General features: G+C 73.2%; 13 protein-coding genes. 1 reads left to right on the top strand and 12 read right to left on the bottom strand.

The window, feature by feature from the left end:
• Nucleotides 1-94: 94 nt before the first annotated feature.
• The 7 genes from OG310_RS33160 to OG310_RS33190 form a co-directional block, all read right to left on the bottom strand.
• Nucleotides 95-418: a TcmI family type II polyketide cyclase gene (locus tag OG310_RS33160; RefSeq protein ID WP_329459540.1), complete on the bottom strand. Its 324-nt coding sequence runs from the start codon at nucleotides 416-418 to the stop codon at nucleotides 95-97.
• Nucleotides 419-500: 82 nt separating this feature from the next.
• Nucleotides 501-980 (bottom strand): SRPBCC family protein, encoded by a 480-nt coding sequence (locus OG310_RS33165; protein ID WP_329459541.1) that lies wholly within the window; start codon nucleotides 978-980, stop codon nucleotides 501-503.
• A 1-nt stretch (nucleotide 981) separates the two neighbouring features.
• On the bottom strand, nucleotides 982-1,239 hold the full coding sequence (locus OG310_RS33170; RefSeq protein ID WP_329459542.1) for an acyl carrier protein: 258 nt from the start codon (nucleotides 1,237-1,239) through the stop codon (nucleotides 982-984).
• A gap of 67 nt (nucleotides 1,240-1,306) precedes the next feature.
• Nucleotides 1,307-2,557, bottom strand: a complete 1,251-nt coding sequence (locus OG310_RS33175; RefSeq protein WP_329459543.1) for a beta-ketoacyl synthase N-terminal-like domain-containing protein — start codon at nucleotides 2,555-2,557, stop codon at nucleotides 1,307-1,309.
• On the bottom strand, nucleotides 2,557-3,819 hold the full coding sequence (locus OG310_RS33180) for a beta-ketoacyl-[acyl-carrier-protein] synthase family protein (protein ID WP_329459544.1): 1,263 nt from the start codon (nucleotides 3,817-3,819) through the stop codon (nucleotides 2,557-2,559). Before OG310_RS33180 ends, OG310_RS33175 begins: the two co-directional genes overlap by 1 nt.
• A complete protein-coding gene (locus tag OG310_RS33185; protein ID WP_329459545.1) occupies nucleotides 3,816-4,250 on the bottom strand; it encodes a cupin domain-containing protein in 435 nt (144 codons plus the stop codon). Before OG310_RS33185 ends, OG310_RS33180 begins: the two co-directional genes overlap by 4 nt.
• A 66-nt stretch (nucleotides 4,251-4,316) precedes the next feature.
• On the bottom strand, nucleotides 4,317-5,432 hold the full coding sequence (locus tag OG310_RS33190) for a SchA/CurD-like domain-containing protein (protein ID WP_329459546.1): 1,116 nt from the start codon (nucleotides 5,430-5,432) through the stop codon (nucleotides 4,317-4,319).
• Between the two features lie 271 nt (nucleotides 5,433-5,703).
• Between OG310_RS33190 and OG310_RS33195 the strand changes: the two genes are divergently transcribed.
• Nucleotides 5,704-7,338, top strand: coding sequence for an FAD-dependent oxidoreductase (locus OG310_RS33195; protein WP_329459547.1), 1,635 nt, complete (start codon nucleotides 5,704-5,706; stop codon nucleotides 7,336-7,338).
• A gap of 75 nt (nucleotides 7,339-7,413) precedes the next feature.
• On the opposite strand, the gene OG310_RS33200 is transcribed toward OG310_RS33195, so the two are convergent.
• The 5 genes from OG310_RS33200 to OG310_RS33220 all read right to left on the bottom strand — a co-directional run bounded on the left by OG310_RS33200 (nucleotide 7,414) and on the right by OG310_RS33220 (nucleotide 24,073).
• Nucleotides 7,414-8,100, bottom strand: coding sequence for a class F sortase (locus OG310_RS33200; protein ID WP_329459548.1), 687 nt, complete (start codon nucleotides 8,098-8,100; stop codon nucleotides 7,414-7,416).
• A 221-nt stretch (nucleotides 8,101-8,321) separates the two neighbouring features.
• On the bottom strand, nucleotides 8,322-8,777 hold the full coding sequence (locus tag OG310_RS33205) for a hypothetical protein (RefSeq protein ID WP_329459549.1): 456 nt from the start codon (nucleotides 8,775-8,777) through the stop codon (nucleotides 8,322-8,324).
• A gap of 420 nt (nucleotides 8,778-9,197) precedes the next feature.
• Nucleotides 9,198-16,133: a polyketide synthase gene (locus OG310_RS33210; RefSeq protein ID WP_329459550.1), complete on the bottom strand. Its 6,936-nt coding sequence runs from the start codon at nucleotides 16,131-16,133 to the stop codon at nucleotides 9,198-9,200.
• A gap of 57 nt (nucleotides 16,134-16,190) precedes the next feature.
• Nucleotides 16,191-22,493 (bottom strand): SDR family oxidoreductase, encoded by a 6,303-nt coding sequence (locus OG310_RS33215; protein WP_329459551.1) that lies wholly within the window; start codon nucleotides 22,491-22,493, stop codon nucleotides 16,191-16,193.
• Nucleotides 22,490-24,073, bottom strand: coding sequence for a PfaD family polyunsaturated fatty acid/polyketide biosynthesis protein (locus OG310_RS33220; RefSeq protein ID WP_329459552.1), 1,584 nt, complete (start codon nucleotides 24,071-24,073; stop codon nucleotides 22,490-22,492). Before OG310_RS33220 ends, OG310_RS33215 begins: the two co-directional genes overlap by 4 nt.
• Nucleotides 24,074-24,117 lie beyond the last annotated feature (44 nt).

The following is a 24,117-nucleotide window of genomic DNA, read 5'->3' on the forward strand; positions in this document are numbered from 1 at the left end:
CCGGCCCCGTACACATCGGCATCACATGACAAGGACGCCCCGGGCGCCGGCTCACCGAGCCGCCCGGGGCGTCCTTGGCACGCGCCACTTCGTGTCAGGCGCGCTGCCACCGGTAGAACTGGTGGGCCATCGCGTCCTTCGGGCCGCGCCAGGTGTCGGGGTCGTAGGGGCTGATGTAGGCGTCGAGCCGGTCGCTGAGCTCGCGGAACTGCGGCGTCTTCGACACCTTCGCGATCTCGGGGCCCGGCAGCCGGTCCGTCTCGACGAGGTGCATGTAGACGTCGCCGAACTGGAAGAGGCTGCGGCGCACGACACCGACCATGTGCGGCAGGTCGCCTGCGTCCGACTCCTCGAACAGCTTGGCCACGTCCGGGGCGGCGCCTGGCGCGATCCGGGCGACGATCAGGGCTTGGTGCATGGGATCCACCTCTTGGGCCACCGGCCCGGGGAAGGGGGCGTGCCGCCCCCCGGGGCGGGGGCGGCACGTACCGAGCGGGACCTCAGCGGTTGGCGGTCTCGGGGCTGCGCCCGTCGCGGGCGCGCTGTTCGACCTTGTCCCGGATGAGTTTCATCTGGATCGCGGAGTTGCGGTTGATGTTGCCGGTCATCCACTCGTCGTCGACCGGGGCCTCGGGCTTCATCGCGAAGTCCTGCGCCCAGCGCATCAGCGTGCCGTCCGGCACCTCCTCGTACTCCCAGCGGATGTCCATGTGCTGGAAGGGACCCGTCTCGACGCGGCGGGCGCGGACGGTGCGAGCGGCGCGGTCGGTGGTGCGCTCGGAGACCCAGCTCCAGACCTTGCCGTCCTTGTCCGGGTGCATGGTGAGCCGGAACGTCGTGGTCTCCCCCTCGCGCGAGAGGATCTCCACGGCCGCGTACTCGCTGAACAGGTCGGTCCACTTCGCCACGTCGTTGGTCATGTCCCAGACCAGGTCGAACGGGGCCGCGACGACGATCGTGTTCTCGGTGTGCCCGGCCATGTCAGACCCCCGCCGCGAGATGAGCGTTGACGAGGTCGAGGAACTCCTTGGGCGTCCTGCACTTGTCGGCCTCGGACGGCATCGCGAGCTCATGCCGGTTCTCGAGCTCGCCGACGATGCCGAGGAGGCCGAGCGAGTCGAGGCCGAACGCGGCGAACTCGTTTCCTGGACGGCGTTCCAGCTCGTCGGGGTCGACGGTGAGGCCGGCGCCCTTCTTCATGAGCGCCGCCAGATCTCGATAGGTCAGCTGATCGGTCATGCTCTTCTCCTTGGTCCAGTCGGTCGGGGGACCGCCGCGGCGGGCGGCCCCCCAGGGGGTGCCGTCCTCAGGAGGTGCCGTCCGCGATGTGCCGGACCACCAGCGCCGAGTTCGAGCCCATCAGCCCGCGGCTGAGCACCAGCGCGGTCCGAAGTTCCGCGGCGCGCGCGCGACCCGTGACGACGTCCAGGTCGTGGCAGACGTCGAAGACGTTCGGGGTCGGCGGGACCGCCCCGTACTCCATCGCCAGGACAGCCGCGGCCACATCGAGCACCGGGCCGCCGCAGTAGGCGCGTCCCGTGCCCGTCTTGGGGGCGGTCACCGGCACCCGGGTGCCGTGGGCACCCAGCGCGTCGGCGAGCGCCAGTGCCTCCGCACGGTCCGCCTCCGGGATCCCGAGCGCGTCCGCGAAGACGACGTCGATCTCCTCGGGAGCGCAGTGCGCCTCGGCGAGTGCTCCGCGCACGGCGTGCGCGAGGCCCTCGCGGGACGCGGCCCACCGGGCCTCGCCGGTGAAGGTGGTGGCGTGGCCCGCCACCTCCGCCCTGACGGGCGCGCCCCGGCGGCGGGCCGCCCGCTCGTCCTCGACGAGCAGGAAGGCGCCGCCCTCCGCCGGCACGAACCCGCAGGCGCTGGAGGTGAAGGGCCGGTAGGCGCGGTCCGGCTCCTCACGAAGGCTCAGGCCCTCGTAACCGAGCTGGCAGACCACGGAGTACGGCGCCAGGGGTGCTTCCGCGGCCCCGACGACCATGGTGTCCGTGCCCCGCATGACGGTCGCGGCCGCGTGCCGCAGCGCGTCGAGACCGCCCGCCTCGTCGCTGGCGACGACGCCGCAGGGGCCCTTGAACCCGCCGCGGATGGAGATCTGCCCGGTGCTCGCCGCGTAGAACCACGCGATGGACTGGTACGGACCCACGGAGCGCGGCCCGGGGCCCCACAGCCGCTGCAGTTCGCGCTGGCCGAACTCGCCGCCGCCCGAACCCGCGGCCGTCACCACACCGATGTTGAACGGTGAGTTCTCGTAGTCGGTGCGGCTGAGCCTGGCGTCCGCCAGCGCGGCCTGAGCCGCCGCCAGCGCGAAGTGCGTGAACCGGTCGGTCTGCGCGAGGAAACGCTCCTCGATCAGGGACGCCGGGTCGAAGTCGCGTACCTGGCCCGCGACGCGCAGCGGCATCGCCTCGCAGCCCTCCCGGGTGATGCGGTCGAGCACACTGATGCCTTCCACCGTGCTCTTCCAGAACGTCTCCGTGGTGATGCCGTTGGGCGCCACGACGCCGATGCCGGTGATCACCGGGCGCCTGCCCGTCGATGCGCTCATCAGGACCTCCCGTCACCGCGGCTCATGACGACCGCGGACTGGAAACCGCCGAACCCACTGCCGACCGACAGGACACTGCGCAGGTCCGCGTTCCGCGCGGTGCGCGGCACGTAGTCGAGATCGCACTCCGGATCAGGGGTCTCGTAGTTGGCCGTCGGCGGCACCACCTGGTGGGCGAGTGCGAGGACGCACGCGGCGACCTCGATCGCCCCGATGGCGCCGAGCGAGTGGCCGATCATCGACTTGATCGAACTCATCGGGGTGCGGCGGGCGTGTTCGCCGAGCGACTTCTTCACCGCGGCCGTCTCGTGCCGGTCGTTCTGCTTGGTGCCCGAGCCGTGCGCGTTGACGTAGTCGATCCGGGTCGCGTCGAGTCGCGCCTGGTCGAGGGCCGTCGTGATGGCCCGCGCCATCTCGTCGCCCTCGGTGGTCAGGCCCGTCATGTGGTACGCGTTGCCGAAGGTGGCGTAACCCTGGACCTCGCAGTACACCGACGCGCCTCTGGCGCGCGCGTGTTCCAGCTCCTCCAGCACGAGCACCGCGCCGCCTTCGCCGAGGACGAACCCGTTGCGGTCGGCGTCGAACGGCCGTGAGGCGTGAGCGGGGTCGTCGTTGCTGGGCGAGGTGGCCTTGATGGCGTCGAAGCAGGCCACCGTGATCGGCGAGATCGGTGAGTCGGACGCGCCCGCGACCACCACGTCGGCGCGGCCGTCCTCGATGGCGTGGAAGGCGTAGCCGACCGCGTCGAGGCCCGATGTGCACCCGGTGGACACCGTCTGCACGGGACCTCGGGCGCCGATCCGCTCCGCCACGGTGGAGGAGAGGGAGCTCGGCGAGAACGCGCGCTGCAGATGCGGGCGGGCGTGCTGGTGGTCGACGTCCCAGCGTGCGCCCTTCCCGCTGACGGCGACGTAGTCGTCCTCCAGCCGGGAGGTGCCGCCGACGGCCGTACCGAGCGAGACGCCCACGCGCCACGCGTCGACCCGTTCGAGGTCGAACTCCGCGTCACGCAGGGCCTCGTCTGCGGCGGCCATGGCGAACTGGATGTACCGGTCGCAGCGGGCGACCTCGTCGCCGAGGCCGTGCGCCGCCGGTTCGAAGTCGCACTCGCCGGCGATCCGGGAGCGGAAGCCCGTGGGATCGAAGAGCGTGATGCCGCGCGTCGCGGTCCTGCCGTTCGCCAGCAGATCCCAGAACGCGGGTACGCCTATGCCACCGGGCGCGACGACTCCTATGCCGGTGACCGCCACCCGCCGGGTCATGAGAGGGCACCCGTTCGCTCCGGGGGCGGGCCCTGGTCCGCCGTGCCGGTCTCCTCCGTGTCCACGTGGCCCTCCTGGGGCGTGGGGGCCAGCGGGCCCAGGTGGAAGACCATGCGCGCCTCGGTGTCCCCGACGTTGCGGAACCGGTGGCGCACGTGCGGAGGGATCAGGAGGCCCTGGTCCACCTGCATGCTGTGGGTCTCGCCGTCCAGGTCGACTTCGAGGCGCCCGCTCACCACGTACACGAACTCCTCGGAGTGCGGGTGGTAGTGCTCGCCGATGCGGTCGCCCGGGTCGATCGTCGCGAGGCCCATGAAGCCGCTGGTCGCGCCCACGGCCGTGGGGGTGAGCAGGGCCCGCAGGTCCCCACCGCGCTTGGTGTTGTGGGGTGCCTCCGCGAGGTCCACGATGCGTGGCCTGTGCAGGTTCATGACAGTTCCTTCTCGTCCGTGTGTGTTCGAGTGGAGGATGCCGAGGCCGGCGGCCGGCCGCGTACCTCAGGATTCCGGAGCGCTGCGGTCGGTGATCGGGGACATCAGGCACCGGTCGAGGAGCAGGGCGACGTCCTCGTCGCTGGTCGGCACGTCCCCCTCGTGCAGCAGCCGGCCGAGGACGGCGGCCCTGCGCGGGCCGTAGCCGAGACCGAGTGCCACATCGGGCCGCTTGTGCAGATCGTCGTTCACGTCGACGACCCGGACCACCAGATCGTCCCGCTGGAAGATCGTGCTGCGCACGACATGGTGCGACGGGTCGTCGGCCGCCGCCTCGTCCTGCCCCGCGAGGAACTGCGCCAGCGCCATGCCCCGGCCCTCCTTCGCCCGGTAGTACAGCCCGTGCCTGCGCACATCGGACAGATCGTGGCCCGGAGAGGTCAGGTGGTGCACCATGGGCAGGGCCGCACGGGTGAAGAACGTCCTGGCGGACAGGGGGTCGTCAAGGTCCCGGTCCAGCTCCAGGTACGGGTTGACGGCCTCCTCGACCGCGCGCACCTCGGGCTGCTGCGCGACATGGCGCAGCGCCGTGAGCAGGTCGCCCTCGACCTCCACCGAGCGCACCACCCGGTTGCCGTGCATGAACAGCGACGTCCGGCGCAGCCGGGTGACGGCGTCGACGCGCGCGGTCGGCGAGGCGTAGTCGGAGAGGATCTTCGCGACGATCTCCTCGGTGCCCGGCTTCACGGTGAACGTGAGCGCGTGGCGCACCACACCGTCCCCGAGCCTGGGCGGGGCCTGCTGCCCGACATCCTGCGACGTCGTACGGTTCTTGACGGTCGTTCCCGTCTCGCGCAGCACGGCGTACCGCAGCGAGCGCGTGTTGAGCACGCAGTCGTGCAGCGGCTGGACCATGCGCACGTGCTCCTCGCTGTTGATCCAGGCGAGGAAGGGCGGCGCGCTCTCCCACTCGCTCGTGATCAGCCACTGCGAGGGGTTCTCGATGGACTGGCACAGCTGGTCGACGACGTGGCCGGGGACCGCGGCGACCTGGCGGTGCATCTCCTCGTACGCCTGCAGGAACCGCGTCTGGGCGCCCTCGTGCAGGTCGAGCAGGAGAACGACGCGCAGCCGCGACCCGTCGAACACGGATTGCGTGACCCGCTCCGACAAAACTGTCATGCGAACGCTCCTTCACTGTCACGTGGCGGGCGGACAGGCCGCCGCGTTGGCCGGTGCTCAGCGCGATCGGGAGCGGTGCCGTTGCCGCTGCGGGCGCAGGCGGAGGGGGAGCCGCGGATGCGTGAGCCTCACCCCCTGTCACGATCGTGTGGTGCGTCGGGCGCAGGCGCGAGACGTGGGAACCATGCGGGTGAATCCGGTCCGGCCCGACTCGTCAAAGGGAAGGGCTAGTTCGTCCCTTCTTCTGCGCGATATCCCTGCTGGGAGTCTCATGAACGAGAACGTCGAACACCATGTGCCTGTCCTGATCGTGGGCGGCTCGCTGGTGGGCCTGTCCGCGGCCCTCTTCCTCGGCCGTCTCGGCGTCGGGTACACGGTGGTCGAGAAACACGCCACCACCTCGACCCACCCGAGAGGGCGCGGCAACAACGTCAGAACGATGGAACTGTTCCGCACCGCGGGCGCGGAGACGGCGATCAAGGACGCGGCCTCCGTCCTCGCGGGCAACCACGGCATCCTCCAGGCCGGCTCCCTCGTGGGTGAGGACCAGGAATGGCTGTTCAAGGAGATCGATCCGGGCGGCGGCCTCGCCCGGTTCAGCCCGGAGCAGTGGTGTCTGTGCAGCCAGAACGACCTGGAGCCCGTCCTCGTCGACAGCATCCGCGCACAGGGCGGCGACCTGCGGTTCTCCACCGAACTGATGTCCTTCGAGCAGGACGGCTCGGGCGTCACCGCGGTGACGAAGAACCGCGAGACCGGTGAGCACACCACCGTGCGCGCCCAGTACCTGATCGCCGCGGACGGTCCGCGCAGCCCCGTCAGGGAACGGCTCGGCATCGGTATGACGGGCGCGGGCGAGCTGTTCCACAACGTGAGCGTCACCTTCCGCTCGCGGGCGCTGGCCGATGTGGTCGGCGACCGGCGTTTCATCGTCTGCTACCTGACGAACCCCGAGGCGGACGGCGCGCTGCTGCCCGTGGACAACGTGGAGAAGTGGGTCTTCCACCTGCCGTGGCACCCCGACCGGGGCGAGACCCTGGAGGACTTCACCGACGAGCGCTGCGTACGCCACATCCGCGCGGCCGTGGGCGTGCAGGACCTGGACGTGGAGATCACCGGCCGGGCCCCCTGGCACGCGGCCGAGCGGGTGGCGGAGCGGTACGCCGAGGGCAGGGTCTTCCTGGCGGGCGACGCCGTCCACGAGATGTCACCCACGGGCGCGTTCGGCTCGAACACCGGCATCCAGGACGCCCACAACCTGGCCTGGAAGCTCGCAGCGGTCCTCGAAGGCCACGCGGACCCCGGCCTGCTGAGCACCTACGAGGCGGAGCGGCTGCCGGTCGCCGAGGCCACGTCACAGCGCGCGTCGGCCCGCTCCGCCGAGCACAGCCACCCCGGATACGTGCCGGTGCCCGGAACGGGCGGCCCCAAGGGCGGCGGCATGCTCCCCGTCGTGCTGGCCTACCGCTACCCCAGGGGCGCGGTGCTGGGCGCCGACCAGGAGGAGCCCGTCGTACCGAAGGGCATGCGGCTCGCGGGCGACCCCGGTAGCCGCGCCCCCCACCTGTGGCTGCGGCGCGCCGGCAGCAGGCTCTCCACCCTCGACCTGTACGAGCGCTCCTTCGTGCTGCTCACGGGAGCCGGCGGCGGGGCGTGGCGGACAGCGGCGGAACGGGTGGCGCGGCGGATGTCCCTGCCGCTCGACGTGTACGCCGTGGGGGACGGGCAGGAAGCGGATCTGGTGACCGAGGAGGGCACCGACTGGGCACAGGCCCACGGGACGACGGAGGAGGGCGCGGTCCTCGTACGCCCTGACGGATTCGTCGCCTGGCGGGAGACAGCCGGCGTCAGCGACCCGGAGGAGACGCTGAGCAAGGCCCTCACGGCGCTGCTGGGAGCGAACTGAGGAACCGCCGGGGACGGCTGAGGGGCCCGCCGTCCCCGGCGGGCCCCTCACCCTCACGCTCCGGCCGTTCGCGGATCAGGAGTCGGTCGCCGAGTCCAGGTGGGCGAAGACCACGACGTTGTCGGTGTAGTCCTTGGCCTGACGGTCGTAGCTGCCCCCGCAGGTGATCAGCCGCAGTTGGGGCGTCGACGTCCTGCCGTACACCCGCTCGTCGGGGAACTCGGCCTTGCTGAAGGTCTCGACCGAGTCGACCTTGAAGGTCGCGACGATCCCGTCCTGCCGCGTGATGTTGATGAGGGCACCCTGCCTGACATCGTCGAGCAGCAGGAACACGGCAGGACCCGTCTTCGTGTCGACGTGCCCGGCCACGATCGCGTTGCCGTTCTCCCCGGGCGTCACACCGCCCTTGTACCAGCCGACGAGGTTCTTGTTGTCCCCGGGCGGAGGGTTCAGCGCTCCGCTCGCGGCCAGAGTGAGCGTGGTGAAGGGCGCGTCGACGGCGATGGAGGGAATCACCAGGCGAGTCGGCGCCGAACGGGGCAGCGCGAGATCGGTGGTGGGTGAGACGGACGGCGCGGCCGCCGGCGCGGGGGCGCTCGCCGTAGACACGGCGGCCGGCCGGGAGCCCGGAGTGCCCGTGGGCGTGCCGTCGATGGCGTTGTGCATCAGGAGCGCTCCGGCGAGTACTGCGGCCGCCGGCCACACCAGAGCGCGGACCGAGGAGCGAGGAGCGACGGGAGGCGGGTCGGATGGGGCTGCCATGGGGCTACGGCCTTACTCGGTCGGGGAACGGACAGCCCGGAGACGGGAACCGGCGGCCGGTGGCCGGGGTGTCCGGCGGGCTGGCGGACGAGGGGAGGCGGGGCGCGGGCCGCCGCCGGCGATTCGGCCGGCGGCGGTGTGTTCCGCTCCCCACGCACTGCGCGCGGTCACCGCCCCGACGTACGAGGAAGGCGGTGACTGCGCGTCGGAGGGGCAGTGCGTCAGCCGAGGGCGGGGGCGCCCACGGCGGCGCGGCGGCGGCGCAGAACGAACGCGCCGGCACCGAGGCCACCGAGCACCAGCACGGAACCAGCGGCCAGGCTGCTGCCGTTCAGCGCCAGACCGCCACCGCCGGTGTGAACGCCGCCGTGGGGCATACCGCCCTCGTGCATGCCGTTCTGGCCACCGTCGTCGTTGCCGTTCCAGCCACCGTCCTCGGAGGACGACGAGTCGCCGCGTCCGTTCTCGGAAGGACGGCCGCCGTCGTGCTGGCTGGACGACGAGTCGCCGCGTCCGTTCTCGGCGGGGCGGCCGCCGTCGTGCTGGCCGGAGCTGCTGGAGGACGAGTTGCCGTCCGGGCTCCACTCGGCGGGTGAGGCGGCCATCGCGGCCGGGGCGGAGAGGGCGATGACCGCGGTCGCGGCGGCGGCCGCGGCGAGGGTACGGGCAGTACGCATGGAGATGTGTTCCTTCCAGGGGAGGTCCGCGCTTTCCGTCCAACGTCCGAAAAGCGCAGTGGCTATGACCTCACCGTCAACGGCACACGCCGTACGCACCACCGGAGCGGTGGCATATGGGGCGTTCGCTGCACCCTCCGTGTGGTATCCGACGTCCTGTCACCCGCCCGCCACACTTCGATGTGTAAATCCCGGCGTACATGTCACGCCGCGTCCGGAGTGGACCCGAACGGCGGTGATGTGACCTCCCCGCAGGGCCCGCGAACGCGGCCACCGCGAAGGGAGAAGTGGTGATGCCGGGCACGGCACCAGTGTGCACCGTGGCGGCTCGTCACACTCCTTTCTCCGTGCGGGCGAGCGCTTCCGCCCTTCGTGACGGGGCGTGGGGCGGGTACGTGCCGCACCGCTCGCGTTCCGGGATCACCGGCGACGGGCGGGGAGCCCAGGCGGGTCACCTGCCCCGGACCTCCCGGGCCCTTTGGACCCCTGCCCCGGCACCACACGCATGCCCAGACCGCGTACGCGGTAGATGCAGGTGTCGTCGCCCCACAGGGTCGCCTCGGCCGTGGCGTACGCACCCCGCGCGTCCCGGCCGGCCTCCAGGATCTCCATGTCCACCCTGATCAGCCGGCTGGCCGGGGTGATCTGGCCGCGGTAGGTCCACGTCACCTCCCGGCCGGGCAGCACCGGTTCGAACCGCGGGTGCGGGACACCGGCGGTCATGCCGCGTTCGAGCAGGTAGTACTGGAGCAGCTGGCACATCGCCTCGACGCCCAACGAGCCGGGCTGCACCGGGTCCTGGAAGAAATGCGCCCGGAAGAACCACGCGCCCGCGTCGACGTCCTTCTCCGACCGCAGGCGGCCGAGCCCCGCCCTGCCGCCGGCCGGCCAGTAACCGGTGACGCGGTCCAGCATCAGCAGCATGGGGCCGGGCAGCCGGACAGGACCGGCACAGTGGCGTGCGGGCCGCGCGGTGAGGTCGACGGTGTACGCGCACGGTTCGTCGAGACGGACCCGGTCCTGTGCCGACACCGTCAGACCGGCCTGCTGGTCGAAGGCCGAGGGTGGGAAGTAGCCGAACACGGTGGAGAGTTCGAAGAGCGGGGCGCCGTCCGCTGTGCACCGGACCTCGAAGGCCTCGATGATCATGCCACCGCTGCGCGAGATACGGATCACCTCGGCGTGGGTGCGTACCGTCCTCGTCTCGGGAGTGACCTCGCCGGTGACGGTTCCCGATCCGTCGAGGTTGCGGAACAGCAGGTCCGCGTCGGTGCTCAGCGCGCTGCCGACGTAGGAGGCCAGCCACCCGCACGGTTGCAGCGCGACCTCCAGGAGGACGGCGAAGGGCATCGTCGTGCCGCCGCTCTGCTCGAAGTACCAGGCCGCGTCCGGCACGTCGTACTCGGCCACGACACCGCTGCCCTCCCGCATGCCGCCCTGCGGACCGTCCGTCCCCACGACGCGGGTCATGAAGTGGTACGGGGGGCCGGGCAGGCGTGCCACCCTGCGGGCACTGTCGAACGGGGCGTACGCGGCGCCGAACGCCTCACTCGGCCTGCCCCAGGCACAGGCCAGCAAGGAGGCGTATCCGAAGGAGAACCCGTCCACGGTGGCCACCTGCCCGCTCTCCCGGTGGCCGGCCAGCCCGCCGAGCGCCGGGAGCGGCACCTCGGCCCCGCTGGTCTGCGGGGCGGGTGGGCCCGAGTGACGCCAGTGCGAGAGCGGCCAGTCGGGCACCAGCCGCAGCGCCACGTCCCGGCCGTGGAACGCCTTGATCCCGTCCACGGTGCCCAGGACATCGGCGTACAGCGTCGGCGAAGGACCGGACGAGACTCCGCGCACGAACACCTCGTAGACGACCCGGCGGCTGTCCACGGTGGCCTGGCCGCGGCAACTGGCCGAGAAGGGGACCTCGTCGACGGGCTCGAAACGCCATCCGTCCCGGTCCACGGTGTAGCCCAGGGCCGCCAGGTAGAACGCCATCGCCTGGAGGCCGCCCTGCAGCATCAGGGTGCCGGGCATGCACGGATCGTTCTTGAAGTGCCCGGCGAAGAACCAGTCGTCCGGCCTCACCGGTGTCTCGGCGCGCAGATAGCCCCGGCCCCACGGCCCCCCGGCCGGGTCGAAGGCCGTGACCTCGTGGAGCAGGCGCAGCCGGCCGTCGTCGATCCGAGGCGGGCGGACGTGGGACGCGGTCGCCTCCCAGCCGGGACCGAAACAGTCCGCCGGCCGCCCCTGAGCCAGGGCCCGCACCTGTCGCGCGGTAAAAGCGCTCACAGCGCAGCGCACGGAGGGAGGGTCGAGGGGCAGCCCGTCGCCGGGCCGGTCGTCGGCGGGGTCCCACCGCACACCGGCGCTGCCCAGCAGTTCGGCCGGGGTGAAGAAGCCGGCCCGGCCGTCGCGGACGCTGAGCCGGAGTTCGCCGTCGACCCGGCAGTCGTAGTGGAAGAAGAACAGCCGGACACCGTCGTGTTCGGCGTGGCCGTCGATATGGATCTCGTAGCACAGTGTGTCACCCGCTTCGGGCGGCCCGCCGTGGAAGGTCAGCTCGCAGCCGAGCAACCGGTAGGCGCGCTCGCCCCGGTTGAGGAGGTCCACACCGAGCCAACTGGCCAGCAGCAGGTCGGCCTGGCCGGCTTCGATCATCAAGCCGGCCGGCATCCGGCCCGTGGCGTCGAGATACCAGCTGTCGCTCCTCACGTCGGTCTCGGTCCATACCGTTCCGCTCGTACGCACCGGTCCTGGCGCGGCGAGCGCCGCCGGTACCGCGTCGATGCCGGTCACGCGGTCGGCGAGCAGCATGGGCGGTTCGGGCATACGGGTCTGCACCGCGTACCCGTCCTGCGCGGCGAACCGGGCTCCGAAGAGGGCGGAGACCGGCCGGGAGGCGAGGTGTTCGAGCTGGGCCCGGTCGAACTTCGGTCCTGGCAGGGGCGGTTGTGGCGGCGCCTTCGGCTCGGGACACCGGCCGGGCGCGGGGGACCGGCCGGGAAGGGTCTCGGGAACGGTCCGGGAAACGGAGACGGGAGGGGACGCGGGCGACGGTGACGGCGACTGGTCGGTGGCTGCGGTGGCAGCCGGGCTCGGCGTGGGGGCGCCGGCCACTCGTACGGGGACCGCGGGCGTCCCGACACCGCTGCCGGCGCGCGCCAGCATGGTGACGGCCCGGGCGGACACCCGCAGGAACTGCTGATGGGCCTCGGCGTGCCGGGCGGTGATCTCCTGGTGGAGCGCGATCGCCCGGCGGGTCTGGCGGGCGACCAGGTCCTGAACGCTCCCTGGTGCTGGTGCTGGTGCTGGTGCTGGTGCTGGTGCTGGTGCGGGGGAGCGGCCGGCCGGCTCCTGCTCCTGACGGGGCACGGGCACGGCGTCGGGGGAGACAGCGGGCACGGGCACGGCGTCGGGGGAGACACCGGGCACGGGCACGGCGTCGGGGGAGACACCGGGAGAGGACGTGATGTCGGCAGAGGTGTCAGGGGCGGGCACGGTTTCGAAGGAGGCGGCGGGGGCCGCCGCCGGGTGGGCGGGCCGGTCCGGTACCGGCGCCAGTTCGGGAGCCCTCGGCATGATCACCACAGGTGCCTGCGAGGAGACGGGGTCCGGCGCCGGCAGCCGCGGTGGCCCGGGCACGGCCACCGTGAGGGTGGGACCGGGCCCGGCGGGGTCCACCGCGGCTGCCTGGAGCCGCCCGAAGAGTTCGTCGGCCCGTAGGGGCACTCCGGCGACCACGAGTTCGGCCACCGCGAGGCTCAGCTGCCGCAGCCCCTGATCGTCCGGGGCGTCGAGCGCGACGGCCACATGGTCCCGTTCGCCCAGCACGCGCCTGATCCAGCCCGTGCACAGCGCGCGTGGCCCGTGCTCGACGAAGACCCGGACCCCGTCGGCCCACGCCTGTTCGACCGTACCCGCGAAGTCGATCGTGCCGAGGCCCTGTGCGGTCAGCGCGTCGGCGGCCCGCTCGGACGTCGGGGCGTACGACTGCCGACTCGCCCCGCTGTAGAACCGCACCCCGGGTACCTCGACGGTGGGCCGGTGGTGCACCGCGCGCCACTCCTCCCGCACCTCGGCGACCTCCGGCACGTGGGCGGCGATGTCGTAGTCGATCGCGAGGGCGCGGTCGGCACCGAGCCGGGCCACGACGGCCGCACAGGCCCGTGACTCGCCGCCGATGACGCACACGCCCGGCGCGTTCACCGCCATCAGGTGTACCGCGGCCTCGGCCGCGAGTTCCGCACGGACCGAGTCGAGGGGCGCGCTGACCAGGTGGCTCGACCAGCGGGAGCCCCGGACACCCGCACGTTCCCAGGCGTGCCGTACCGCCCGCAGCTCACCGGTGAGTTCGTGGGTGAACAGGCCGCTTCGCCTGATGTCCTCGTACAGGCCGGCGGCGTCCGGCCAGGCCCCGAGGGCGATCAGCGCCGCCGATTCGCCGGAGGAGTATCCAAGGGCGGCGTCCGGCCGCAGGCCGAGCACCTCGCGGGTCAGGACGGTGTGGACGGTGGCGAGTTCGGCGGCGCCCCAGATCTTCTCGAGCACCCCCGTCACCGGTGCGGACCGCATCCGGCGGCCGACGGCCCCGTGGGACGACCTGATGCTCTCGCCCAGCGAGGGCAGCGCGAGCATCAGCGCGTGCCCCATCCCCCGGTAGGAGGCCGAGCCGTTGGTGTACACGAAAGCGGTGCGTCCCGTCACCGGCTCGTCCCGGTAGCGCACGTCGGCAGGCCGGGGACCGCCCTCGGTCAGCCAGCGTCGGGCGGCCTCCTGTCGACCCGGCAGTTCCGCGTCGTCCCGCACCACGATCGCCAGCCGGGCCGGGCCGTCGCCGGAGCGGGTACCTGATTCCAGTGCGGCCAGCACCTCCCGGCGGTCGCCCCCGGAGAAGACGTGCAGACGCGGGGCGGGCCCCCGCAGCCACGGCCGGGCGTCGCCCGCGCGCAGCCTGACCCGGACGGCCGGGCCCTGCAGCGGTGAGACGACCGCCGCCGCCGTACGGGGCGAGGCACCAGTGTCCGCGGGCTCACCCGGACGGGGCACCGCACGGTGCTGCAGGGCCGTCGCCGCGACCGCGACGGAGACGAGCCCCTGGGCCGCGTGAGCGCGGCCGAACGCCGCGGCCGGGTCGAACCCGGCGTCCTCACCGTCTCCGATGACCATGTCGGGCGGCTCGGTTCCGGGCGCGTCGCCGGGCTCCTCGTCGAGCAGCGCCATGACGGTGTCGCCGTCCCTGCGGGCGGCGTCCAGCGACTTGAGGACCAGGACCACGGCGGCGTCACCCGGTTCGGCGTCCCGGCCGAGTTCGCGCAGGGCGGCCCGGTGGACCGGCTCGCAGGACAGGTCGACGGCACCGACGAGCGCCGCGTCCGCCTCGCCCGCCCGGATGGCCCGGGCCGCGAGGTTCAGCGCCACCAGACCGGACGCCTCCTCCGCCGACACCGCGAAGCCCGGCCCCGCCAGGTCGAGCTGGGTGTTGATCCGGTTCGCCACGAGATTGGGCAGGCTGCCGACCACCCGCTCCGCGCTCATGGGCGGTGCGAAGGCGTCCCCGGCGCCGGGCGCCGCCGGGGACGGGGGAGCGTCCGGCCCTGCCTGCTCCAGCCAGTACGGCAGCCGCCAGCGGGCACCGGCGCGCGCCACCCCGGGGTCGACGCCGGCCCCGATGACCACCATGGTCCGCTCACGGGGCAGCGCCACCCCCCGTACGGCCTCACGGGCGGCTTCGAGCACCAGGAGCTGCTGGGGCAGGGTCTGCTCCAGCGCGAGCGGCGGGAAGGCCAGGCCCGCCAGATCCACCGTGATCGCGGTGGCCCGGCCGCGCCGTTCACCGCCGAGCACCGCGCGCCGGAAGTCCTCGGTGCCGGTCCCGTCGCCGACCCGGGCGCCGAGGGCGACGACGGCCACTCGGGGGGAATACCCGTGCGTTCCCGGCGCCGGACGCGCGGGGGGCCGCCCGGCCGTGAGGACGGGCGACCCGGGGAGCGCCGGGGCCGTGGAGCCCGCGCCCGCGCGTCCCGGCGCGGGCACGGCGAAGACCGGCGCGTCGTCCGGGAGGTCCAGGATCAGGTGGGCGTTGGTGCCGCCGAAACCGAAGGCGCTGACCGCCGCCCGGCGCGGACCCGGCCACGGCTCCGGCGCGGTCAGCACCCGCAGCGGCGCCCCGCGCAGCGCGGCGATCGGACGCTCGGCGCCGAGCGAGGCCGGGCGGATTCCCGTACGCAGGGCACCGAGCACCTTCAGCAGTCCGGTCACGCCCGCCGAGGCCAGCAGGTGTCCGACATTGGATTTCGCCGAGCCGACGGGCATGTCGTCCGCCGCGCCGTAGATCCGGGCCATGCTCCGCGCTTCCACCGCGTCCCCGACGGGAGTCCCCGTCGCGTGGCACTCGACGAGGGACACCGACTCCGGCGCGACGCCCGCCCCGGCGTACGCCAGGCGCATCGCCCGCACCTGACCCTCTTCCGCCGGGCTGAGCAGCCCGCCCCCGCGCCCGTCGTTGGACAGCCCGATGCCGCGGATCACCCCGAGAACGGGCAGGCCCGCGGAGCGCGCCTGCGACAGCCGCGCCAGTGCGACGAATCCGGCGCCCTCGCCGTGCATCAGCCCGTCCGCGTCCTCGTGGAAGGGCCGGCTGCGGCCGGTCCTGCTCACCGCGGACAGGCCGCAGAACCCGACGTGCAGGAAGAGGTTGTCGACCCGGTTGACCGCGCCGGCCACCATCAGATCGGCCGTGCCGTCGTGCAGGCGGTCGCATGCCAACTTGATCGCGTACAGCGACGAGGCGCAGGCGGCGTCGAGCGCCCAGGCCCCCGCGCCGAGACCCAGCGCACGGGCCGCGAGAGCGGCCGGGAGCCCGGAGGAGAACCGGTTGCGCGCGTCGGGCCGCACCCGGCGCTCCCCCGTCAGCAGGGCGTCGCGGACGGAGGGTTGCTGGGCGGACAGCCACACGTGCTCGGCGAAGGTCGATCCCGCGGCCGTGGGATACGACAGGGTGCCGAGCACCAGGCCCGCGCGCGGCAGCGGCCCCTCACGTCCGGCCTCCGTGAGCGCCTGCCTGACGCCGTACATGACCCACTGGAAGAGCGGGTCCAGAGCCGTGATCCGGTCGGGGGCGATCCGGAAGCCCCCCGGGTCGAAGACGGACTCGAACCCCCGCACGTACCCGCCGACATCGGTCCAGGTGCGGTCCAGATGCTCCTCCACCGAGCCCATGGCCCAGCGGTGCGGCAGCCGCCACCGCCCCTCCGGAACGGCCGACAGGCTGCTGCGGCCCGCCGCGATGTTGTCCCAGAACGTGTCCGGGTCGAGCGCGTCGGGCAGCACACAGCCCCGGCCGACGACGGCGATCGGTTCGAATCCCATACGAATCTCACTTCATGACGCGGACACGGTCCGGGCGCGTGCGGGGCCGGCGTGGGCTCAGGACGGACGGCGCACGAGTTCCACGCCCAGCAGTTCGGCACGCACGGACCCGTCGGGATCGAGCAGCGCGACATCGCACCGCGCCCCCGTCTCATGCGTCTTCCGCGCCCGCACCACGCACCGCACGGTCTCGCGCACCGCGCCGCGCCGGTACACACCGCACTCCGCGACCGCCATGGGCAGCGTCGCCTCACCGAGTACGTGCTCCCCCCAGAGCAGGGCGAGTTGGAGCGCGCCGTCCACGGCGGCCGGGTCGAGCGGCCAGGGGCCGCCCGGCCAGCCCAGCGCCTGCGTGCCCAGCACGGTGGCCTCGGCCCCGTGAGGTGAGACCCCGTGCACACTGCGGAGCGCGCGGAAGCGGGGCCCGTGGAAGAGGACCCGTCCGTCGTAGACCTCCGGGCCGGCCGGTGGCTCCAGAGCGTCCGGGGTGCCCCACGCGCTCGGATCGGGTTCCGCCGCATCGAACTCCAGCACGGCGCCGACGTGCGGTACGCCGTCCTCGTCCCGCAGTTCGGCCTCCAGGTGGGAGGGCTCGCCGACGGTGGCACGGCGGCCGGACACCGTGAGCCGGTGGCCCTCGCCGGCGAGGTGCGGCAGGACGAGCTTCCTGTACACGCGGACATCGCGCAGGACCAGCCGGTCGGTGTCCGGCCGCCAGGCGCCGGCCGCGCCGGTGAGCCAGTTCAGAGCCATCGCGACGGGCAGTACGGGTACGCCGGCCGGCTGGTGGTCGGCCAGCTGCGGATGGGCGCCCTCCCGGATCAGTACCCGCGCCGGGCGGGGTCCCGCCGCGGAGGACGTGGCCGACGCGTCGTCGCCGGCCGCGATGACGACGCGGGGCTCCCCGGCCGTGGCGTCCAGCTCGGCCGAGAAGGCGGCGGCGCCCCGTTCCAGGGGGATGAGCCCGACGCCCGAGCGGCCGAAGTGCCCCGCCAGGGCGGGGGTGACCATGCCACCGTGCCACGGGCCCCAGGCCACGGAGCGCACCAGGCAGCGGGGGCGGCGCGCGGCCTGCGCGGACGCCACGTGGTTGAGCACTTCGTTGGCCATGGCGTAGTCGCACTGGCCCTCGTTGCCGAACACGGCGGCAACCGAGGAGAACAGGCAGATCATGTCCAGCGGATCGTCGGCCGTCGCCGTCAGCAGCGCGCGCAGGGCGTCCACCTTGGTCGACATCACCTGGTCGAACTGCTCGTCGGTCTTGTCGGCGATCCGCTTGTCGGCCAGCACCCCGGCCCCGTGCACGACACCGGTGATCGGGCCCCACGACGCGCGGATCTCGCTCAGGGCGGCGGCGAGTGCGTCGCCGTCCCGCGCGTCGACCGCGACGTAGCGTACGGCGGAACCCGCGGCCTCCAGCGCCGCGAGCGTCGCGCGGACCTCGCGACCCGCCAGGATCTCCCGGGCCCTCACGGCGATCTCGCCGGGAGGGCAGGTGTCCGCGCCCTCGGCGGCCCGCTCCGCCAGCAGCCGGGTGAGGGCCGGTTCGTCGGCCGCCGCATCCAGCCCTGCCGGTTCCGGGGACGGCCGGGTCCTGCCGAGCAGGACGAGCCGGGGCCGGTGTTTCCTGGCCAGGTCCAGCAGTGCGGCGGCGGTCACACCCCGCGCCCCTCCGGTGGCCACGATCACCGACTCGGAGGTGATCCGCGCCGCGCCGCCGGGCGCCGGCGCCGAAGGGAGCGCCCGCAGCGTGTGGCGGGTGCCGTCCGCCCGCAGACCGACCTCCAACTCGGGTCCGCCTTCGAGGAGTTCCCGCACGATGGCCTCAGCGAGTTCCTCGGGGTCACGCCCGCCGCTCTCGCAGTCGATCGCCTTGACCGAAGCGTCCGGCCACTCCTTCGCCGCCGTCCTGGCCAGAGCGGCGATCCCGCCCAGCCACGCCCGGTCGGGACGGCGACCGCCGAGCCCGAAGTCACCCCCGGTGTCCTGCACGGTCACGAACAGCCCGCCCGTCGCGGCCATGCGCGCGCCGACTCGGCGAGCGGCACGAAACGCCGATCGGTGTGCTTCCCGCGCTTCGTCCGCGGCGCCGGTCCCGGTCAGAGCGCCGAGGTGGATCACACCGTGCGCGTCCTGGGGAACATCCGTCACGGCGGTGGCCTCGATCCCGTATCCGGTCAGCTTCCGCGCGACCAGAGCGGCGACGTCGCCTTCGTCGGTGCCCCCTCCGGTGACCACCAGCGGGCCGTCCCCGAGGGACGCCATCGCCAGCCCGGACGGGGGTGATTCCACCGCACGCGGCACCAGCCTGGTCAGGGCGACCGGCCGTACGGGCTCCCCGCGCATGGCGGGGATCGCCGGCGCGCCGGCCGGCACCGCGGTCTCCGGCTCCGCGGTCTCCGGCGCTCCGGTCTCCGGCTCCCCGGCCTTCGGCTCCGTGATGTCCTGCTCCTGGGCGGCGCTCTCGCGGTCCGGTGACGCGGCGGCGGGGTAGTCCGGACCGGTGAGGGCGTCCGCGATCTCGCGCAGGGTGCGGAGCTTGCCGAGCTCGGCGATGCTCTCGGCCGGTACGTCACCCGCCTGTTGGCGCACGGCTGACAGGATCTCGACGCGTTTGATCGAGTCGACGCCCAGATCCGCTTCCAGCTCCATGTCCGCGTTGAGCATGGTCTCCGGATAGCCGGTGAGCCGGGCCACCACCGAGATCAGCAGTTCTTCGAGCCCGCGCGCCGTCAGGGGCTCGGCGACCCGGACGGGCCCCGCCGCTGTCGCCGTGACGCCCTGGCGGGCCGCCGGGACCTTCTGCGGGGCGGGCGGTGTCGCGTCCCGAGGCGGCCCGGCGAGAACCGGGGGCGCCGGGGCCTCGAACCGCGTCGCCTCCGGTGGCTGCGGCTGCGGTACGGGTGAAGGGTGCCGTACCGCCGGTACCGCCTCGGGACGCGGCGACGGAGACGGTGGGGGAGAAGGGGCGGGAGAGGGTGACGGCAGGTGGAGCGGTACGGACGACGCGGTGCCGGGCACCCCGTCGATGCCCTGCGCCCCGAGCATCGCGCCGAGGGTGGTCTCCGTCATCCTCAGGAAGGCCATATGGCTGTCGATCAGCATGCGCTGACACGCCGTATGGGCTTCCGCCGTCTGCCGCTGGACGCTCTCGACGAGGGCGTACCAGTCGGAGCCCGCGTGGGGCACGGGCACCGGTTGGTACGCAGGGGTCGGTGTGTACGGCGCCACCGATGCGCATTCCGGCGGCATCTGCTCGTACTCCGGCTTCCGCTCGTACGGCGACACCTGCTCGTACTCCGGCTTCCGCTCGTGCTCCGACGCCGGCGCGTACGACGGCACCTGCTCGTACGGGGGCATCGGCTCCCGCGGGGACGTCTGCGCCGCCACCGGCTCGGCGACGGGCACGGGTTCCGGGCGCTGCCGGGCCGGCGGGGTGGGCGCGTCGGGCCGGGGCGTCCGATGCGCGGGAAGGACCGGGTTCCCACCGGTGGGCGGGAAGGGCTGCCCGTAGTTGGCTCCGCCGATCTTCACGGTCATGCGCGGCTCGCGCTCCTTCGCTGGTGCGCCGGGCGGCCCGTACGGCGCCCAGAGGTGTTCGTAGTCGAGCGGCGTCCCGCCGACGGCGAGTCGGCCGAGCGCGGCGTGCAGACTGCCGGCCCCGCACCGGCCCGGCCGGTCCAGGGGGACGGCCGCGTGCTCGCGGTCGCCGAGGATCTGACCGACCAGGCCGGTCAGCGCCGTGCCCGCGCCGACCTCGATGAAGGTCCGCACCCCCGCCGCGTACATCGCCTCGATCTGGTCGTGGAAGAGCACCGGCGAGGCAAGGTGGCGCGCGAGCCTCACGCGCACCTCGTCCGGGGAGGCGGGGTACGGGGTCGCGTCCGCGTTGCCGTAGACCTCGATGCGGGGCTCCCTGAGGGGGATGCCGTCCAGCAACGCGGAGAGCCGTTCACCCGCCGGAGCGACCAGGGGACTGTGGAAGGCGATCGATGTGTTCAGCCGGCGGGTGGCGAGCCCCTTGGCCGCGCACGCCCGCTCGACCTCCGTGATCGCCGCGGTCGTGCCCGAGAGCACCACTTGCCGGGGGGAGTTGTGGTTGGCGGGCCACACGTCCCCGAACCCGCCCCCGGCGAGGACGGCCGCCACCTCTTCGCGGCCCGCGGCCACCGCCAGCATCGCGCCGGGGGCGACGGCCGCGTCCCGCATCAGTGTGCCGCGTCCGCGGGCCAGCGCGACCAGGGACCCGGCGTCCAGGACACCGGCGCAGTGCAGGGCGACCAGTTCGCCGAAGCTGTGGCCCGCCACGCAATCCGGCCGCAGACCGAGCCCCCGCACCACGTCGAGCAGGGCCAGGCTGTTGACCGCGAGGGCGGGCTGCGCCCACTCGGTGGCGGCCAGCCGGGCAGCCGCGTCCGCACGCTCCTCGTCCGAGAAGGACGGCGGGGGGAACACCACCCGGTGCAGCGGACAGCCGTCGAACTCCACGCTGCCCAGCCGGTCCCAGACCGCCTGCGCGTCGGGTGACAGCATGGCCAGGTCCGCGCCCATGCCCACGTACTGGGCGCCCTGCCCGGGAAAGAGGAAACCGGTCCGTCCGGGCGCGGGAGCCCCGGCGGCGTAATGGATGTCGTTCGGCGTGGAGAACGCGGTGTCCGGGTGCTGCCGGATCAGCTCGGTCGCGGCGGCGAACTTCTCCGCCAGGTCCTCGGCTCCGCTGGCGACGACGGCCAGACGCACCGGCGCCGTGGGTGAGAACGTGCTCTGGCTCTCCCGGGCGAGTTCGGCCAGCGGCCGGCCGCCGTCGGGGACCGAGGCCCGCAGAGCAGATGGCGACGCGGCACTGAACAGGACGAGTTCGCTCCGGGCGCAGCGCTGGCGCCACGCAGCACGGCCCGAGACTGCCGATGCCACGTACTCCTCCAGCGTGACATGGAAGTTGCTGCCGCCGAACCCGAAACTCGACACCGACGCCCGGCGTGGGTGATCGGGTGCGCGGACCCACGGGCGGGCGCGGGTGTTGACGTAGAAGGGGCTGTCCGGGGCGGTGGTCGCGGGATTGGGCCGGTCGACCTTGATGGTGGGCGGCAGCACCTTGTGGTGCAGGGACATGACCGCCTTGAGCAGCCCCGCCGCGCCGGCCGCGCACTTGGTGTGGCCGATCTGCGATTTGACCGAGCCGAGGGCGCACCACTGCCGGTCAGCGCGGCCCGACTCACCGAACACCGCCCGCAGTGCGGACAGTTCGGCGGTGTCCCCGGACCTGGTCCCGGTGCCGTGCGCCTCGACCAGTTCCACGGTCTCCGGTCCGTAGCCCGCCTCCTCGTAGGCGCGCCGCAGGGCTCTCGACTGCCCGTCGGGCAGGGGCGCGTAGATCGCGGTGCTCCTGCCGTCGGACGAGGTGCCGATGCCGCGGATCACCGCGTGGATGCGGTCGCCGTCCCGTTCCGCGTCCGACAGCCGCTTGAGGGCGTACATGACGACGGCCTCGCCGAGCATCGTGCCGTCGGCCGCGTCGGAGAACGGCCTGCAGTCACCCGTGGGGGACAGCGCGGGTGTCTTGGAGAAGCACACGAACATGCCGACGTCGTTCCCGGTGTCGACGCCTCCGCTGATCACCAGGTCCGACCGGCCGAGCTCCAGTTCACCGATCGCGGTGGACAGGGCGGCCAGCGAGCTGGCGCAGGCCGCGTCGGTGGTGTGATTGGTGCCGTGCAGGTCGAACCGGTTGGCGATCCGGCCCGCGACGACGTTGCCGAGCAGTCCGGGAAAGGTCGATTCCCGCCACGGCGCGAAGTGTTCCGCGATGCGGTCGCACACGGCCTGCGCCTCGGCCTCCGGGACACCGCTCTCCCGCAGGGCTTTGAGCCAGACCGGCCGGTGGGTGCGGCCGTACATGTGCGGAAGCAGTTCCAGGGACGCCGCCCCGAGGACGACGCCGACCCGGTCCCTGTCCATGCCTGCCACGCCGCCGGCGTCGGCGAGCACCTGGTCGGCGACCATCAGGGCGAGCAGTTGGGCGCTGTCCGTCGCGGACAGGTTGGCGGGCGGCACACCGTAGGCCAGCGGATCGAAGTCGACCTGGGGCAGGAAGGCGCCCCTGCGCGCGTAGGTCTTGTCGGGGGCGGCCGGATCGGGATCGTAGTGGTCCGCCACGAGCCAGCGGGAGGCGGGGACGTCGGTGATCAGGTCCCGGCCGCCGATCACGGTCCGCCAGTAGCCTCCTGCGTCCGTCGCGCCCGGAACCAGCGCTCCGACGCCGACCACGGCGACGGGTACCTGACGGCGGGGGCCGGTGCCGGACTCTCCCGGGTGCCGGACGACCGCTGTCGAGGGCCGTGGGCCGAGGGGGCCGCTCATGCGAGCCTGACCGGTGTGTAGGTGAACGCCGAATCCGGCAACGGAACCCCGTAGGTGCGCAGTTGGTGGGCGCGGGTGAGCACGGCCGCGCCTTCGAGGAGGTTGAGAGCGATCTGCACCACGGACCGGTTCGCCGGGTGCGCGAGGAAGGTGCCCGCGGCCCACTGGTTGAACGCGCCCATCGCGGGGCCGCACCAGATCTGGTAGTCGGAGCGGCGGGCGCTCTCCCCGGTGATCGCCCACCTGCTGGAGTTCCCGAGGTACCAGCGGAAGACCAGTGCCATACGGTGTTTGGCGTCCGTCTCCGCCCGCGTGAGCTCTGACCGGTCCCGCTGGTGCCAGAACGCGCGGGTGCGCTGCCAGACCTCGTCGACGGAGGCGCCGAGCACATCCCTTTCGATGGCGGTGCGCAGCGGCTGCGGAAGCTCCTCCAGCGAGTCGTGCTCCTGGTACGCGGCGAGGAGGCGCGCGGCACGCCGGGCGAACAGGGTTCCACGGGAGAGCACTTGGAGTTTGACTCCCCACTCGAACATGTCGGCGGCCGGTGCCATGCTCACGTCGGCGATGTCCGCCTCGCACAACATGGCCTTGGCCTCGTCGGACAGTCCCGCCTCGGTGGCGGTCTGGTTCACCGATCCGACGACCACGTAGGACGCGCCGAGCGCGAACGCGGCGGCCACCGCGCCCGGTGTGCCCAGTCCGCCGGCCGCGCCGATCCTGACCGCTTGGCGGTAGCCGAAACGCCGGCCCAGTTCGTCGCGCAGCAGGACGATGCGCGGCAGCAGGGCCGCCAGAGGACGGTTGTCGGTGTGCCCGCCGCTGTCCGCCTCCACCGTGATGTCCTGGGCCACCGGCACCTGGGCGGCCAAGTCGGCTTCCTCGGAGGTGAGTTCCCCCTCGGTGACGAGCCGGCGCAGCAGCTCGGGCGGTGCGGGCGTCAGGAACTTCCGGGCCACCTCGGGACGGGAGACCTTGGCCAGTATCCGGCAGCGCCGCAGGATCCGCCCGTCGCCGGCCCGGTGCAGCCCCCGGGCCGAGCACAGCACGACGGCGGGTGTCAGCTCCATGAACGCCGAGGCCGAGATACGCGGTACGCCGCGCTGCAGCAGCAGCTTGGCGACGCGGAACTCCAGTGCGGGCTCGGCCGGTGAATGAATCAGGTTCACGCCCCAGTTCGCACGGCCCCGCAGTTCGTCGGCCAGCGCGCGCACGGCCCGCTCCACCTCGGCGAATCCGAGTCCGCCCGCGCCGAAGAACCCGAGCATCTCCGCCCGGGCCATCGCGCTCACCATCCGGGTGGTGGCGATACCATTCGCCATCTCGCCCGCCACATAGGGGAAACGGACGCCGTGCGCCTCGCAGAAGGCACGCCCGCCGAGCCACTCGGGATACAGCGGAGGCAGGGTGCCGAGCACCGGACCGCTGGGCGCAGGGCCGGTGGCAAGCCCCACCTCACGGCCGCTCGGGTCGGTGACGATGTGCACGGGTTCCCGGATACGCCGGGCACGGTCGGCGATCTCGTCGGGGGAGTGGACGGTCCGGGAGGGGAGAGCGGGGGCGTGACCGGCGAGGACGGACAAGGGCGGGCTCCAGGGCGAGGGGCGGCTGCGGGTCGGGTGCGCGG

The sequence above is a fragment of the Streptomyces sp. NBC_01497 genome (assembly GCF_036250695.1).
Classification (GTDB): Bacteria; Actinomycetota; Actinomycetes; order Streptomycetales; family Streptomycetaceae; genus Streptomyces.

Excerpts from the sequence above, each read along its gene's own strand:
- OG310_RS33160 (WP_329459540.1), bottom strand. The coding sequence starts at position 418 with ATGCACCAAGCCCTGATCGTCGCCCGGATCGCGCCAGGCGCCGCCCCG.
- OG310_RS33165 (WP_329459541.1), bottom strand. The coding sequence starts at position 980 with ATGGCCGGGCACACCGAGAACACGATCGTCGTCGCGGCCCCGTTCGAC.
- OG310_RS33170 (WP_329459542.1), bottom strand. The coding sequence starts at position 1,239 with ATGACCGATCAGCTGACCTATCGAGATCTGGCGGCGCTCATGAAGAAG.
- OG310_RS33175 (WP_329459543.1), bottom strand. The coding sequence starts at position 2,557 with ATGAGCGCATCGACGGGCAGGCGCCCGGTGATCACCGGCATCGGCGTC.
- OG310_RS33180 (WP_329459544.1), bottom strand. The coding sequence starts at position 3,819 with ATGACCCGGCGGGTGGCGGTCACCGGCATAGGAGTCGTCGCGCCCGGT.
- OG310_RS33185 (WP_329459545.1), bottom strand. The coding sequence starts at position 4,250 with ATGAACCTGCACAGGCCACGCATCGTGGACCTCGCGGAGGCACCCCAC.
- OG310_RS33190 (WP_329459546.1), bottom strand. The coding sequence starts at position 5,432 with ATGACAGTTTTGTCGGAGCGGGTCACGCAATCCGTGTTCGACGGGTCG.
- OG310_RS33195 (WP_329459547.1), top strand. The coding sequence starts at position 5,704 with ATGAACGAGAACGTCGAACACCATGTGCCTGTCCTGATCGTGGGCGGC.
- OG310_RS33200 (WP_329459548.1), bottom strand. The coding sequence starts at position 8,100 with ATGGCAGCCCCATCCGACCCGCCTCCCGTCGCTCCTCGCTCCTCGGTC.
- OG310_RS33205 (WP_329459549.1), bottom strand. The coding sequence starts at position 8,777 with ATGCGTACTGCCCGTACCCTCGCCGCGGCCGCCGCCGCGACCGCGGTC.
- OG310_RS33210 (WP_329459550.1), bottom strand. The coding sequence starts at position 16,133 with ATGGGATTCGAACCGATCGCCGTCGTCGGCCGGGGCTGTGTGCTGCCC.
- OG310_RS33215 (WP_329459551.1), bottom strand. The coding sequence starts at position 22,493 with ATGAGCGGCCCCCTCGGCCCACGGCCCTCGACAGCGGTCGTCCGGCAC.